The organism is uncultured Williamsia sp. (assembly GCF_947494875.1).
Taxonomy (GTDB): Bacteria; Actinomycetota; Actinomycetes; order Mycobacteriales; family Mycobacteriaceae; genus Williamsia_A.
The window spans coordinates 379,027-393,011 of the sequence record NZ_CANLWM010000002.1 but is presented as its reverse complement, the minus strand read 5'-3'; the positions used below and the strand labels follow the sequence as shown (position 1 = coordinate 393,011).

General features: G+C 70.7%; 11 protein-coding genes. 10 read left to right on the top strand and 1 reads right to left on the bottom strand.

The annotated features are described in order from the left end of the window. Nucleotides 1-34 precede the first annotated feature (34 nt). The 7 genes from mtrA (at nucleotide 35) to Q1A98_RS07225 (ending at nucleotide 9,817) form a co-directional block, all read left to right on the top strand. Nucleotides 35-721, top strand: a complete 687-nt coding sequence (gene mtrA / locus Q1A98_RS07255) for an MtrAB system response regulator MtrA (protein ID WP_253654892.1) — start codon at nucleotides 35-37, stop codon at nucleotides 719-721. Beyond that, a complete protein-coding gene (gene mtrB, locus Q1A98_RS07250) occupies nucleotides 718-2,346 on the top strand; it encodes an MtrAB system histidine kinase MtrB (RefSeq protein WP_299571438.1) in 1,629 nt (542 codons plus the stop codon). Before mtrA ends, mtrB begins: the two co-directional genes overlap by 4 nt. Further along, nucleotides 2,339-4,081, top strand: coding sequence for an LpqB family beta-propeller domain-containing protein (locus Q1A98_RS07245; protein ID WP_299571435.1), 1,743 nt, complete (start codon nucleotides 2,339-2,341; stop codon nucleotides 4,079-4,081). The genes mtrB and Q1A98_RS07245 overlap by 8 nt, the downstream gene beginning before the upstream one ends. Nucleotides 4,082-4,386: 305 nt before the next feature. Further along, nucleotides 4,387-5,079: a ComF family protein gene (locus tag Q1A98_RS07240; RefSeq protein WP_299571432.1), complete on the top strand. Its 693-nt coding sequence runs from the start codon at nucleotides 4,387-4,389 to the stop codon at nucleotides 5,077-5,079. 359 nt (nucleotides 5,080-5,438) lie between these two features. Then, nucleotides 5,439-6,152, top strand: coding sequence for a ribosome-associated translation inhibitor RaiA (gene raiA, locus Q1A98_RS07235; protein WP_299571430.1), 714 nt, complete (start codon nucleotides 5,439-5,441; stop codon nucleotides 6,150-6,152). Between the two features lie 161 nt (nucleotides 6,153-6,313). After that, complete coding sequence (secA, locus tag Q1A98_RS07230; protein ID WP_299571427.1) at nucleotides 6,314-9,142, top strand: preprotein translocase subunit SecA; 2,829 nt, start codon at nucleotides 6,314-6,316, stop codon at nucleotides 9,140-9,142. A gap of 141 nt (nucleotides 9,143-9,283) precedes the next feature. After that, nucleotides 9,284-9,817 carry an Rv3235 family protein gene (locus Q1A98_RS07225; RefSeq protein WP_299571424.1) on the top strand — a complete coding sequence of 178 codons (534 nt, stop codon included), beginning with the start codon at nucleotides 9,284-9,286 and terminating at the stop codon, nucleotides 9,815-9,817. A 6-nt stretch (nucleotides 9,818-9,823) separates the two neighbouring features. On the opposite strand, the gene Q1A98_RS07220 is transcribed toward Q1A98_RS07225, so the two are convergent. Continuing rightward, nucleotides 9,824-10,432 (bottom strand): DUF4232 domain-containing protein, encoded by a 609-nt coding sequence (locus Q1A98_RS07220; protein WP_299571422.1) that lies wholly within the window; start codon nucleotides 10,430-10,432, stop codon nucleotides 9,824-9,826. Between the two features lie 59 nt (nucleotides 10,433-10,491). On the opposite strand from Q1A98_RS07220, the gene Q1A98_RS07215 reads away from it, so the two are divergent. The 3 genes from Q1A98_RS07215 to Q1A98_RS07205 all read left to right on the top strand — a co-directional run bounded on the left by Q1A98_RS07215 (nucleotide 10,492) and on the right by Q1A98_RS07205 (nucleotide 13,983). Next, a complete protein-coding gene (locus Q1A98_RS07215; RefSeq protein ID WP_299571419.1) occupies nucleotides 10,492-11,946 on the top strand; it encodes a wax ester/triacylglycerol synthase family O-acyltransferase in 1,455 nt (484 codons plus the stop codon). A gap of 19 nt (nucleotides 11,947-11,965) precedes the next feature. Further along, entirely contained in the window at nucleotides 11,966-12,487 is a 522-nt protein-coding gene (locus Q1A98_RS07210; RefSeq protein WP_299571415.1) for a hypothetical protein, read from the top strand. A 191-nt stretch (nucleotides 12,488-12,678) separates the two neighbouring features. Then, on the top strand, nucleotides 12,679-13,983 hold the full coding sequence (locus Q1A98_RS07205; protein ID WP_299571412.1) for a fatty acid desaturase: 1,305 nt from the start codon (nucleotides 12,679-12,681) through the stop codon (nucleotides 13,981-13,983). Nucleotides 13,984-13,985 lie beyond the last annotated feature (2 nt).

The window sequence follows — 13,985 nt, the reverse complement described above, 5'->3', positions numbered from 1 at the left end:
CGTCACCGTGGACTGGGGGTGCACCAGTGTCACGATGGGACGCATGAAGCCCAGGATCCTTGTCGTCGACGACGACGCGGCGCTCGCCGAGATGCTCACCATCGTGTTGCGGGGTGAGGGCTTCGAACCGTTCGTGGTCGGCGACGGCACCCAGGCGCTGTCCGCGGTGCGCGACATCCGCCCCGACCTCGTCCTGCTCGACCTCATGCTCCCGGGCATGAACGGCATCGACGTGTGCCGGGTCCTGCGCGCCGACTCGGGCGTGCCGATCGTGATGCTGACCGCCAAGAGCGACACCGTCGACGTGGTGCTGGGTCTCGAGTCCGGCGCCGACGACTACATGGTGAAGCCGTTCAAGCCCAAGGAGCTCGTCGCCCGCGTCCGCGCCCGGCTGCGTCGTACCGACGAGGAGCCGGCCGAACTGCTGTCGATCGGTCCCGTCGAGATCGACGTGCCCGCCCACAAGGTGACCCGTGAGGGCACCCCGATCTCGTTGACACCGCTGGAGTTCGACCTCCTGGTGGCCCTGGCCCGCAAGCCGCGTCAGGTGTTCACCCGGGACGTCCTGCTCGAACAGGTGTGGGGATACCGTCACCCGGCCGATACTCGGTTGGTGAACGTCCATGTCCAGCGACTGCGCGCGAAGGTCGAGACCGACCCGGAGAACCCCGAGGTCGTGCTCACGGTGAGAGGGGTCGGCTACAAGGCCGGCCCGCCGTGATCCGTCGCGGACGCCGGCGGATCAACCCGGCGTTCGGGCGATACCTGCGCCGCACCGGGGCGCTCGGTCGATTCCTCGGCCGACGCTGGCGACGGTCGCTGCAGCTGCGCGTCGTCGTGTCGACGATGGTGCTGTCGCTGGCGATGCTGCTGATCCTGGGCTTCGTGCTGACCAGCCAGATCACCGATCGACTGCTCGAGTTGAAGCTCCGGGCGGCGACCGAGGAGATCGATCGCGCGCGGACGTCGGTGGAACGGGACCTCTCGGGTGGGGACTCGAACGCCTCCATCGCCAACCGGCTGCGCCAGACGCGGTCGATCCTCACCGACCGCGACGTCGACACGACGCCGTCGTCGGGTGTGGTCGGCACCTTCGACACCGTGCTGCTGGTACCCGGCGGCGGCCCGCGGGACACCGCGTCGGTCGGGCCGGTCGAGGAGATCCCGGACAACCTCCAGCGGATGGTGCGTGGCGGCCGGATCGCCTACCGCTACTCGTCGGTGGCGGGGTCGTCGGGCGATCGCATCCCCGTGCTCGTCGTCGGCACACCCACGTCGACCGGCATCTCCGGCCTCGAGCTGTACCTGGTGTTCCCGCTGACCAACGAGCAGAACACCGTGTCGCTGGTCCGCGGCACCCTCACCACCGGCGGCATCGTGCTGCTGATCCTTCTCGCCGCGATCGCCGGACTGGTGTCACGGCAGGTCGTCATCCCGGTGCGGTCGGCGTCGCGGATCGCCGTGCGGTTCGCCGACGGGCGGTTGAAGGAACGCATGCCGGTGCGCGGCGAGGACGACATGGCGCGTCTGGCGATGTCGTTCAACGACATGGCCGAGAGCCTGTCGAAGCAGATCAGCCACCTGGAGGAGTTCGGCGGGCTGCAACGCCAGTTCACCTCCGACGTCAGTCACGAACTGCGCACGCCGTTGACGACGGTCCGCATGGCCGCCGACGTCCTGTACGAGGACCGCGACGAGCTCGACCCGGTGCGCAAGCGGTCGGTGGAGCTGCTGAACAAGGAGCTCGACCGGTTCGAGACGCTGCTCAACGAGCTGCTCGAGATCTCCCGGCACGACGCGGGCGTCGCCGAACTCGCGGCCGAGAAGGTCAGCATGAGCGTGCCCATCGAGGGTGCGCTCGCGACGGTGCGCCACCTCGCCGAGGACACCGACACGCCGCTCGTCGTCGACCTGCCCGAGGAGCCGGTGATCGCCGAGATCGACCCCCGACGCGTCGAACGGATCCTGCGCAACCTGCTGGCGAACGCGATCGATCACGGCGAGCAACGGCCGGTGACGCTGACGATGCGCTCCGACGGCGACGCCGTCGCGGTCACGGTGCGCGACAGGGGGATCGGGTTGCGGCCGGGGGAGGAGAAGCTCGTGTTCAACCGGTTCTGGCGATCCGACCCGTCGCGCTTCCGGCGGTCCGGCGGCACCGGTCTGGGACTGGCCATCAGCATCGAGGACGCCCGGCTGCACAACGGTCGCCTGGAGGCGTGGGGTGAGCCCGGGCAGGGTGCGAACTTCCGTCTCACCCTCCCGCTGGTGCGTGGCCACAAGATCCTCGGCAGCCCGCTGGCGCTGAAGCCGATCGGCCCGCGGAAGGTGACGCCCCGTGAGTGAGTCCCGTCGGTCGCGTGGGCTCGCGCTGGTGATCCTCGCCGTGGCGACGGCCGTGCTCTCGGGATGCGTGTCGATCCCGACGAGCTCGAGTCCGAAGCCGATCGGCACGCTGCCGAGCCGCGGGCCCTCCGCTGCTGTCCCCATGCCCCGCTCGGGCATGACGCCCGAGGCGCTGGTGCGCGACTTCCTCAAGGCGACAGCCAATCCCGGCTCGAACCACCAGGCCGCGCGGCAGTACCTCACGGAGTCGGCGGCGTCGGCGTGGGACGACCGTGGCGACGCCCTGATCGTCGACCAGATCAGCGTGCTCACCGACGCCCGCAGCGACGACTCGTACGCCGTGCGCGTCATCGCCGACAACACCGGCACCCTCTCGTCCGACGGCCATCTCACGCCGGCCACCGGTCGGGTGGAGAGCAGCCTGCGGTTGACGAGCGTCGACGGGCAGTGGCGGATCGACGGCGCGCTGCCGCGCGGCGTGATGATCGACCGGACCCAGTTCACCTCCAGCTATCGCACCCACAACGTGTACTTCCCGTCCCCGTCGGGTGAGCGGCTCGTCGCCGATCCCCGGTGGGTCTACGCGACCGGCGGGTCCGTCGCCGACCAGGTGATCGACCTCGTCGTCGGCGGGCCGTCCGCCGAACTCGCGCCCGCCGTCGACCCCGTGCTCCCCGGGTCGGACTCGGTGCGCGCGAGCGTCGAGACCAACAGTGCCGGCGGTCGCACGGTGACGTTCGCCGGGCTGGGCAACGTCGACGCACGCGGGCGGGCGCTGTTCGCCGCCCAGGTCATCTGGACGCTGTCCGGCGCCGACGTGCCGGGGCCGTACGTCATCCAGGCCGACGGCGCGCCCCTCGACGATCGCTACGCCGACGGGTGGACGACCGCCGACGTCTCCTCGCTCGACCCGGCGGGCCCGTCGCGGTCGTCGACGGGGTTGCTGGTCGTCCGGTCGGGGTCGCTCGATCGCGTCACCGACACCGCGCTCGCGCCGGTCTCCGGAACGCTCGGGACCAGCGGGGCGGTGCTCTCGGCGGCGGTGTCGGACAACGGTCAGCGCGTGGCCGCGGTGACCCGCACGGCGACGGGGGAGGAGCTGGTTCTCGGGGATCTCGGCGGGCCGGTGACGTCGGTCGCGTCGGGTCAGGTGATCACCCGACCGTCGTTCGGGGCCGGCAACGACACCGTGTGGGCGGTCGTCGACGGTCGCGTCGAGCGATTCCGGCGGGACGCGACGGGCACCATCACGAACGCGGGCTCGGTCTCGTCGAACGCGATAGCCGCGGTCGCACCGGGTGCCATCAGCGAGCTGCAGGTCTCCCGCGACGGCGCGCGCGTGGCGGCGATCGTGGGGGGAGTGCCGGTGCTCGGGGTCGTCGCCGTCGCGTCGGACGGTTCGCTGTCGCTGACGGGTCTGCGCGTGGCCGCGTTCAACATCGGGTCGCAGGCGGCCTCGCTCGACTGGGTCTCCGGCGACACCGTCGTCATCGCGCGGCGCACGACGGACTCGCCCATCGTCCAGGTGACCGTCGACGGCACACCGGCCGTGGGGCTGCTCAGCGGCAACCTCACCCCGCCGGTCACCGCGGTCGTCGGGGATCGCACGACTCTCTACGCCGCCGACGCCCGCGGGATCCTGCGCCTCGGCAGCACCAACGGTGACCCCGACCAGTACTGGAACGAGGTCGGCCCCACCGTCGGCACCGGCGCCATCCCCGTCCTGGCCCAGTAGACCCCTGACCCGGCGCCGACCGCGCCGAGCGTGCACTCGATCCCGCCGAGCGGGCACACGATCTCGTCGATCGTGCACTCGATCCCGCCCGCGAGCACGCAGTGCACGGTCGGCGGAATCTGCCGCACGGTCGACGGGATTTGCTGCACGCTCGGCGGATCGTTGTGGCCCGGTCGGCGGTGGGTTTAGGAGCATCGGTCGGGGTGGTCGGCGGGGGTGGGGACCCGGGGTGATCTCGGGACAACCCGTGCCCGACGCCGGTCGGATCGCCGCACCGTCTGCGTCGGTTGGACAGGGTGGGGTGCGTGGGCTCAGGGCTGTGGTCCGTGGTGGTCGCCGGGGCCGATCTGGTCGTGCCCGTCCGCTGCGGCGGGTGCGGGGCGGCCGGTTCGTCGTGGTGTGCCCGGTGCGCGGAGGTCCTCGCCGACGACCCCGTCGAGCTGTCGCCCCGCGTCGACCCCGGCGTGCCGACATGGGCGATGGGCCGGTACCGCGGTGTCCATCGCGCCGCGGTCCTCGCGCTGAAGGAGCGCCGACGTCAGGACCTGGTGGCCCCTCTCGGCGACGCGCTAGCCCGCGGCGTCCTCGACCTCGCCCGGTGGTCGGAGATCCCGGTCGAGCCCCCACGGCTGGCGCTGATCCCCGCACCCACCCGCCTGCTGTCCGCGCGGCGCCGCGGGGGTGACCCCGTCACGGCCATCGCGCGACGGGCCGGCGCGCGACTGGGGCCGTCGGTGGGTGTCCACCCCGTCCTGCGGACGTCGATGTGGGCGCGCGACTCGGCGGGTCTGTCCGCCCGCGACCGCGTCGCCAACCTCGACGAGGCCGTCGTCGTCCGCGGGCCGTCCACCCGGCTCGACGGTCTCGGCGACGGACGCTGCGCGGTGCTCCTCGTCGACGACGTCATGACCACCGGGGCGACCGCAGCGGAGTCGGTCCGGGTGCTCGCGGCAGTGGGGGTGACGGTGCACGCGGTGCTGGTCATCGCGGCTGCGTGAGGCTCGCGCGACACGGGTTGATCCGAGATGACCCCGTGGTGAATCGGTGATGTCCAAACGATGGCGGTCGGCGGTGTCGGGGACTAGCGTCGAGCCCACGGTGAGCGCGTTCGACCGGCGACGGAAGTCGCGGTCGCTGCCCGCCGACACCACGGAGCGAACCGGCAACCCTTGGAGGTGAGGCCACTCCCATCAGAGGTGTCGTCGCGGTGCGCGCAACCAGGTTCCGGTGTCCCCACCGGATCCATGTGTGTGCACGGGTGGAGCGTCGTGGCTCGCCGCGCGCCGGCACTGATCCCACTCGTCGACGCCCGCCTGCCGTGGTGCGTCGACGTACCACCCACACAGGAGGTCATCGAGTGTCGACACCCACCCACGTCAAACCGTCCCCAGCATCGGACGCGTTCGATCGCCGCTCGGCGTTCGTCGCCGACGACGACGCCACACCCGCGCAGCCGACGGCCACGGTCACCGTGACCGGTCGCAACGTCGAGATCCCGGATCACTTCCGGGTGCACGTCGGCGACAAGCTCGCTCGCCTGGAACGGTTCGATCCCACGATCTTCGCCTTCGACGTCGAGTTGCACCACGAACGGAATCGACGGCAGGCGAAATCGTGTCAGCGGGTGGAGATCACGGCACGCGGTCGGGGGCCGGTGGTGCGTGCCGAGGCCTGCAAGGACAACTTCTACGCCGCGCTGGAGGAGGCCGTCGACCGCCTTCAGTCCCGGCTGCGGCGGACGAAGGACCGTCGCCGGGTGCATCACGGCCTGCGCACGCCCACATCCGTCGCCGAGGCCACCGCCGAGTTCCCGCCGCCCCTGCTGCAGCGGGAGTCCGAACCCGAGTGGGCGAAGGTGCCCGAGCCCGACGAACCGGGCCGGATCGTGCGGATCAAGGACCACCCGGCCGTCCCGATGACGACCGACGACGCCCTCTACGAGATGGAACTCGTCGGCCACGACTTCTTCCTCTTCCACGACTCCGAGACCGACCAGCCGTCGGTCGTCTACCGGCGCCACGCCTTCGACTACGGGCTGATCCGGCTGACACCGGCCGCCGGGAGGGGCTGACCCCGACGCCCACGGCGGGCGCGTCGACCCCGACACGCCCGCCGCGGCGCGGGAGATGACGCACGGATGATCTCCGGACGGGCCCGGTCAGTACCATGGACCCGACCTGTGCGCGCTTGGGGCTTTCACCTGCGCCGACACAACAGACAAAGGGATCACCAGTGCTCAACAGGATGCTGCGGATCGGCGAGGGCCGGATGGTCAAGCGCCTCGACGCCATCGCATCGGTCGTCGAAGAACTCTCCGACGACTTCGAGGCCCTCACCGACGACGAACTGCGCGCCAAGACCGGCGAGTTCCGCGATCGTCTGGCCGGGGGCGAGACGATCGACGACCTGCTGCCCGAGGCGTTCGCCGCGGCCCGCGAGGCCGCGTGGCGCGTGCTGCAGCAGAAGCACTTCCATGTCCAGATCATGGGTGGCGCGGCACTGCACTTCGGCAACATCGCCGAGATGAAGACCGGTGAGGGCAAGACCCTCACCTGTGTGCTGCCCGCCTACCTCAACGCCCTCGCGGGCGAGGGCGTGCACGTCGTCACCGTCAACGACTACCTCGCCAAGCGCGACGCCGAGTGGATGGGCCGTGTCCACCGTTTCCTCGGCCTCGACACCGCGGTGATCCTCACCGGCATGACGCCCGACCAGCGTCGCGAGGCCTACGCCGCCGACATCACCTACGGCACGAACAACGAGTTCGGCTTCGACTACCTGCGCGACAACATGGCGCACTCGCTCGGCGAACTCGTGCAGCGCGGTCACGCCTACGCCATCGTCGACGAGGTCGACTCGATCCTCATCGACGAGGCCCGTACGCCGCTCATCATCTCCGGCCCGGCCGACTCCTCGAGCAAGTGGTACGCCGAGTTCGCCCGCATCGCACCGCTTCTCAAGCGCGACGTGCACTACGAGGTGGACATCAAGAAGAAGACGATCGGTGTGCACGAGGCCGGTGTCGAGTTCGTCGAGGACCAACTCGGCATCGACAACCTCTACGACGCGCAGAACTCGCTGCTGGTCAGCTACCTGAACAACGCCATCAAGGTGAAGGAGCTGTTCGAGCGCGACAAGGACTACATCGTCCGCAACGGCGAGGTCCTCATCGTCGACGAGTTCACCGGCCGCGTGCTCGACGGTCGTCGGTTCAACGAGGGTCTGCACCAGGCGATCGAGGCCAAGGAGGGCGTCGAGATCAAGGCCGAGAACCAGACGCTGGCCACGATCACGCTGCAGAACTACTTCCGCATGTACGACAAGCTCTCGGGCATGACCGGCACGGCCCAGACCGAGGCCGCCGAGCTCGACCAGATCTACAAGCTGGGCGTGCTGCCGATCCCGACGAACAAGCCGATGGTCCGCGCCGACCGGACCGACCTCATCTACAAGACCGAAGAGGCCAAGTTCGACGCCGTCGTCGACGACATCACCGAGCGCCACGAGGCGGGCCAGCCGGTGCTGATCGGTACGACCAGCGTCGAGCGGTCGGAGTACCTGTCCCGTCAGCTGAAGAAGCGCGACATCCCCCACAACGTGCTGAACGCGAAGTTCCACGAGCAGGAGGCACAGATCATCGCCGAGGCCGGTCGGTCCGGCGCGGTCACCGTCGCCACCAACATGGCCGGTCGTGGCACCGACGTCGTGCTCGGCGGCAACCCCGACATCATCGCCGACACGCGCCTGCGCAAGCAGCGCCTCGACCCGGTGGAGACACCGGACGAGTACGAGGCCGCGTGGGACGAGGTCATCGAGACCGTCCGCGCCGAGGTCGCCGCCGACGCCGAGAAGGTCCGCGAGGCCGGTGGCCTGTACGTCCTGGGCACCGAGCGTCACGAGTCGCGTCGTATCGACAACCAGCTGCGCGGCCGGTCGGGTCGCCAGGGTGATCCCGGCGAGTCGCGCTTCTACCTGTCGCTCGGCGACGAGCTGATGCGCCGCTTCAACGGTGCCGCGCTCGAGACGATCATGAACCGCGTCAACCTGCCCGACGACGTGCCGATCGAGGCCAAGATGGTCACCCGCGCCATCCGCAGCGCGCAGACCCAGGTCGAGCAGCAGAACTTCGAGATCCGCAAGAACGTCCTCAAGTACGACGAGGTGATGAACGAGCAGCGCAAGGTGATCTACGCCGAGCGTCGCCACATCCTCGAGGGCGAGGACCACTCGGCACAGGTCAACCGCATGATCGACGAGGTCATCGCGGCCTACGTCGCTGGCGCGACCGCCGAGGGCTACGTCGAGGACTGGGATCTCGACCAGCTGTGGACCGCGATCCGCACGCTGTACCCGATCGACCTCGACCCGGCGCAGATCGTCCCCGAGAACGAGCTCGGCGAGCGGGAGGACATCTCCGCGCAGGAGCTCACCGAACTGCTGCAGGCCGACGCGCACAAGGCCTACGGCGAGCGTGAGAAGGAGATCGACGGCATCGCCGGCGACGGCGCCATGCGTCAGCTCGAGCGGACCGTGCTGCTGAGCGTCCTCGACCGCAAGTGGCGCGACCACCTCTACGAGATGGACTACCTCCGCGAGGGCATCCACCTGCGGTCGATGGCCCAGCGCGATCCGGTGGTCGAGTACCAGCGCGAGGGCTACGACATGTTCTCGGCCATGCTCGACGCGATCAAGGAGGAGTCCGTCGGGTTCCTCTTCAACGTCGCCGTCGAGGCCAACGCCGCGCCGGAGCAGGAGCCCCTCGCCGCACCGGTGCAGCCCGCCCCGACGCCGGCTCCCGCGCCGCGGCCGCTGCCGACCGAGGAGCCGGTGGCCGCACAGCACGGCCGCACCTCGGCGCCGACCGCACTGCGGGCGAAGGGCTTCGAGGACGAGCAGCGCGACCTCGTCTACACCGGTCCCGCCGAGGGCGGTGGCACCCGGGAGATCTCCGACGGCGCCGACACCGCCGGGGTCTCGGCGAGCCGTCGCGAGCGTCGGGCGGCCGCGCGGCAGTCCGGGCGGTCCACCACCAAGCCCCCGAAGGCGCGCCGGAAGCGGTGAGCCGACCCGCCGGCGTGCGCTGATCCCGCACCGTCTCCGGATTCCCCGCACATCGAGGGGAACCGACCGCGCACGCGCTGCGTCCAATCGTCGAGAAGGACGGCACCGATCGAGGGTGTCGCCGGGCGAGGGGAGCACCGCATGCACACGACGACCACCGACGATCGGGGACCGGCCACTTCCGCGACCTGCGGATTGACGTTCCGGGACATCCCCCGGTGCGTTCCCGACCCGTCGGACCACCCGACGCGGCCGCGCACCGGGTCGCCGGTGCCGCGTCGCGCCGCCGACGCCGTCGACCCGGCCGCCCGTGCGTTCGCCGTCTCGGCGGTGACGATGGTGCTCGAGGTCCTCGACCGACGCCGACCGCTGGCGCACCTCACCGGGGTGGCCGTCGGCCACATCGTCGACCAGGTCGCCGTCCTCACCGCCGCACGGGCCGCGCAGACCCGTCCGCCCGGCACCGTCCCGTCCACGGCCTCGCTGTCGAGGGTGCATCTGCAGTGGTCCGGGCCCGACGCCGCCGAGATCACGGCCAGCTACGCGCGCGGTCCCCGTGTCCACGCGCTCGCGGCGCGGATCCAGCGGATGCCGGTGCGCGTCCGGCCGGAGACGCCCGGTGGGCCGCGTCGCATCCGGATGCAGTGGATGCTCGTCAACGTGACGACGGTCTGAGGCGCCTCAGCGGAGGGGGCCGACGGTCAGCAGGACCGCCGACGACCGGCATGCCGTCAGACCGGCCGTCCGCACGAACAGCGAGTCGCGGTCGTCGGGCGGGTAGACCCGCAGCCCGTCGGCGGTCGCCGGTGAGCAGTCGGGGAAGTTCCCGGCCTCCGCCACGGTCAGTGTCGCCCTCGCACTGTCGGTGGGCTGCAGGGTGACGGTGCGCTCGGCAGTCCCCTCGCGCCGGGCAGCAGCGCCGAGCTGTGTCCCGTTCCCGTCGCCGACGAACGACACCCCGGGGAATCCGGCCAGGGTGCAGGCAGTCGAGCCCGCGTTCGTGAGGACGAGCACGCGGTGCGTCGCCCCTGCCGACATCGCGCCGGGTGGGGTGATGAGCGATCCCCGGAGTTGCGCCGCCGGGCAGCGCCCGGGCTCTTCAATCTCGGTGGAGGTGCTCGGGCGCGGCAGCGTCGAGGTGGCGCTCTCCGTCGAGGTGACGACGACGGTCCTCGGCGCTTGCGACGTCGCCGTCGATCCCTCCGAGCCGGACGAGCACCCCGCCGCGAACAGCGCGAGGGCGGTGGTGCCGAGGGCGAGTGCGAGGCTCCGGGTACGCATGGTCGACATGCCTCCGATGATGCCCCGCCGCCTACGATGAACGTGACCACGAGGAGGGCGGACGCGCAGTGGTGACACGACTGTCGACGCAGGACGCGCAGTTCTACTACCTCGACGACCAGAACGCGACGACCCACATCGGGTCGCTGCTCATCCTGGACCGGGCGACCGAGCAGCTCCAGTACGACCGTCTGCTCGCCACCGTGGAGAGCCGCCTCGGGTCGGTGCCGCGCTACCGGCAACGCATCCGGGAGGTGGCCCTGGGGTTGGGCCGACCGGTGTGGGTCGACGACCACGACTTCGACATCACCTACCACGTCCGCCGCTCGGCACTGCCGAGTCCGGGCGCCGAGGAACAACTGCACGACCTCGTCGCACGCCTCATGTCGCGGCCGTTGGACCGGTCGCGCCCGCTGTGGGAGATGTACCTCGTGGAGGGCCTCACCGACAACCGCATGGCAGTGCTCACCAAGACCCACCAGGCCCTGGTCGAGGGGCACGACGCGGTCGAGATCAACCAGGTCCTCGTCGACGACTCACCGCGCCCGCCGGACGCCCCGCAGGACATCTGGCTGCCGGCGCCCGAGCCGTCGGACGCCTCCCTCGTAGTCGGCGCCCTCACCGACGTGGCGAGCCGCCCGTGGGAGATCGTCGGGGCGGTCCGCGTCCTGTCGGCGCCCGTCGCGGGGGTCGGCTCGGCGCTCTCCGGGTCGCTGCGACGGGTGGGGTCGATGCTGCGGTTCGCCACCGACAGCGCCCCCGACAGCCCGTTGAACGGCCCGACCAGCGGCCGTCGACGGTTCACCGTGACGTCGGCGGACGCGCGGACGTGCGCGCGGATCGCCCGCCACCACGACTGCTCGATGACGGACGTGGTGCTCGCGGCGATCGCCGGCGCGCTGCGGCGCTGGATGCTCTCCCGAGACACCGCCGTCGACGCGACCGCGACCGTGCGCGCCCTGGTGCCGCTCGGTGCCTACAACGGGTACGGCGACGGTGGCCACGGCGACCCGGGGTCGTCGGGGGCGTCCTGGGACCAGATCGACGACGCAGAGTGGACCGCAGCCGGTGTGCGGGGCTTCGTCACCGACCTCCCCGTCGGGGAACCGAACCCGACCGTCCGCCTGTCCCAGGTCGCACACCTCACCGGTCGGCACTCGACGTCGGGACGACGGGTGGCGATGGGCACCCGCTCGTGGCTGCCGGAGGTCGGTCCCGCGACGTTCCACGCGATGACCTCCCGTGCGGCGGCGACCCTCTCGGGCCGGTCCTTCAACCTGCCGATCAGCATCGCCGGCGGGGGATCGGCACCGCAGTACCTCGCGGGCAACCGGATCGTCGCCGCCTACCCCGTCCCCGCCCTGGTCCCGCAGCGTGCGTTGGCCATCGGGTTGAATCACTACAACGGTCGGATCTTCGTCGCGTTCAACGCCGACCGGGACATCATGTGGGACCTGGCGTCGATGCCGGAGTACCTCGCCGAGGCCGTCGGCGAGCTCGCCGCGCGCGCGTCGGACCCCTGACACGCAGGAGGCGGTACCGGTGAGGGTCTACATCCCCGCGACGTTGCGGATGGTCAGCGGGCTCACCGAGTCCGGGACGTTCGAGTCGATCGGCGGGACAGCCTTCGCCCTGACGCCCGCACTGCGGGAGTCCTACACGTCCGGGGACGACGAGGAGCTGTCGGAGGCGGCGATGCGTGAGGCCGCCCGCGCGTCGCTGCGGCTGCTGTCCGCCGAGCACGACCCGGACGACGCCGACCCCGATGCGCCGCCGCTGCCACCGCGTCGTGTCGTCGTCGCCGCCGACGTCGAGCCGGTCACCCTTCGCCCCGATCTCGACACCGCGGTCGTGAAGATCCCGCTGTCGGTGCCCCTCGCGTCGATCGCCTCGGTCCACGTCGATGGGGCCGAGGCCGAACCGGCCGTCGTCGCCGCGATGGCCGCGGTCGACGCCGCCGACCTCGGTGACGAGGACTCCGAACTCGCCGTCGGCGACGTCGACGACCACGATCTCGGGTGGTACGCCACCCAGGAACTGCCGTTCCTCCTCGAACTGCTCTGACGGCCCCTGTCCGGACCTGAGGCCCGGGGCCGGTCCTCTTGGGTCGGCGCACCGTCGCCGGTGGTCAGGAGTGTGATCCAGCCCGCATCGTCGGGAGTCCGTGGACACCTACGCCTCCGTAACCTACGCTTTCGTAGGAACGGACCTACGGTTCCGTAGGTTCATCAGACCGGAGGGTTCAGGAGGACCGCGTGGCGATCACCAACATCCCCGAGTACGCACATCTCACCGACGCCGACATCGAGGCGTTGGGGCGTGAGCTCGACCAGATCCGCGCCGACATCGAGGCCTCGCGGGGCGAGCGCGACGCGCGGTACCTGCGCAACACCATCCGCTTCCAGCGCGGGCTCGAGGTCGCCGGCCGAGCGATGATCGTCGGGGCGCGCAACCGGAAGCTCTGGTGGGCCGGCGCGAGCGCGCTGGGTGTGGCGAAGATCGTCGAGAACATGGAGCTCGGCCACAACGTCATGCACGGCCAGTGGGACTGGATGAACGACCCCGAGGTCCACTCGACCAGCTGGGAGTGGGACAACGCCGGCACGTCCGAGTACTGGAAGCACACCCACAACTTCGTCCACCACAAGTACACGAACGTCCTCGGGATGGACGACGACGTCGGCTACGGGACGCTGCGCGTGACGCGCGACCAGCGGTGGCACCCCTACTTCCTGGGCAACGTCGTCTACATGACGCTGCTGCAGGTGCTCTTCGAGTACGCCGTCGCGATCCAGCACCTCGAGATCGGCCGCGCGGTGAAGGGGAAGATGCCGCGCGAGGAGTTCCGGTCCCGTGGCAAGGTCGTCGCGAACAAGATGGGCCGTCAGATCCTCAAGGACTACGTGCTGCACCCCGCGCTCGCCGGTGGCCTCACCCGGTCACGGTCGGGTGCGCGATCGGCGCTCACCGCGACGGCGATGGCCAACGTCATCCGCAACGTGTGGAGCAACGCGATCATCTTCTGCGGTCACTTCCCGGACGGAGCGGAGAAGTTCACCAGGCAGGATGTCGACACCGAGACCCGCGGCGAGTGGTACCTGCGCCAGATGCTCGGTAGCGCGAATTTCCACTGCGGGCCGGTGCTGGCGTTCATGAGCGGCAACCTGTCGTTCCAGATCGAGCACCACATCTTCCCGGACCTGCCCAGCAACCGTCTGCGCGAGATCTCGCTGCGCGTGCAGGCCCTGTGCGACGAGTACGATCTGCCGTACACGACGGGATCGTTCCCGCTGCAGTACGCCAAGGCCTGGCGCACCATCGCCAAGCTGTCGCTCCCGGACAAGTACCTGCGCGACACGCGGGACGACGCTCCGGAGACGGCATCGGAGAAGCGGTTCGCGGACCTGTCGTGGGACGGCACCCCGTCGGTCGATCCGCGCAGCGGACGTCGTCGCGGACTCGCCAGCGCCATCGCGGCGGTGCGGGAGCGTCGTCGCGCCAAGCGCGCCGGCATCGTCCCGATCGCCCGTCGAGCCGCGCAGCAGCGGTCCGCCGCCTGACG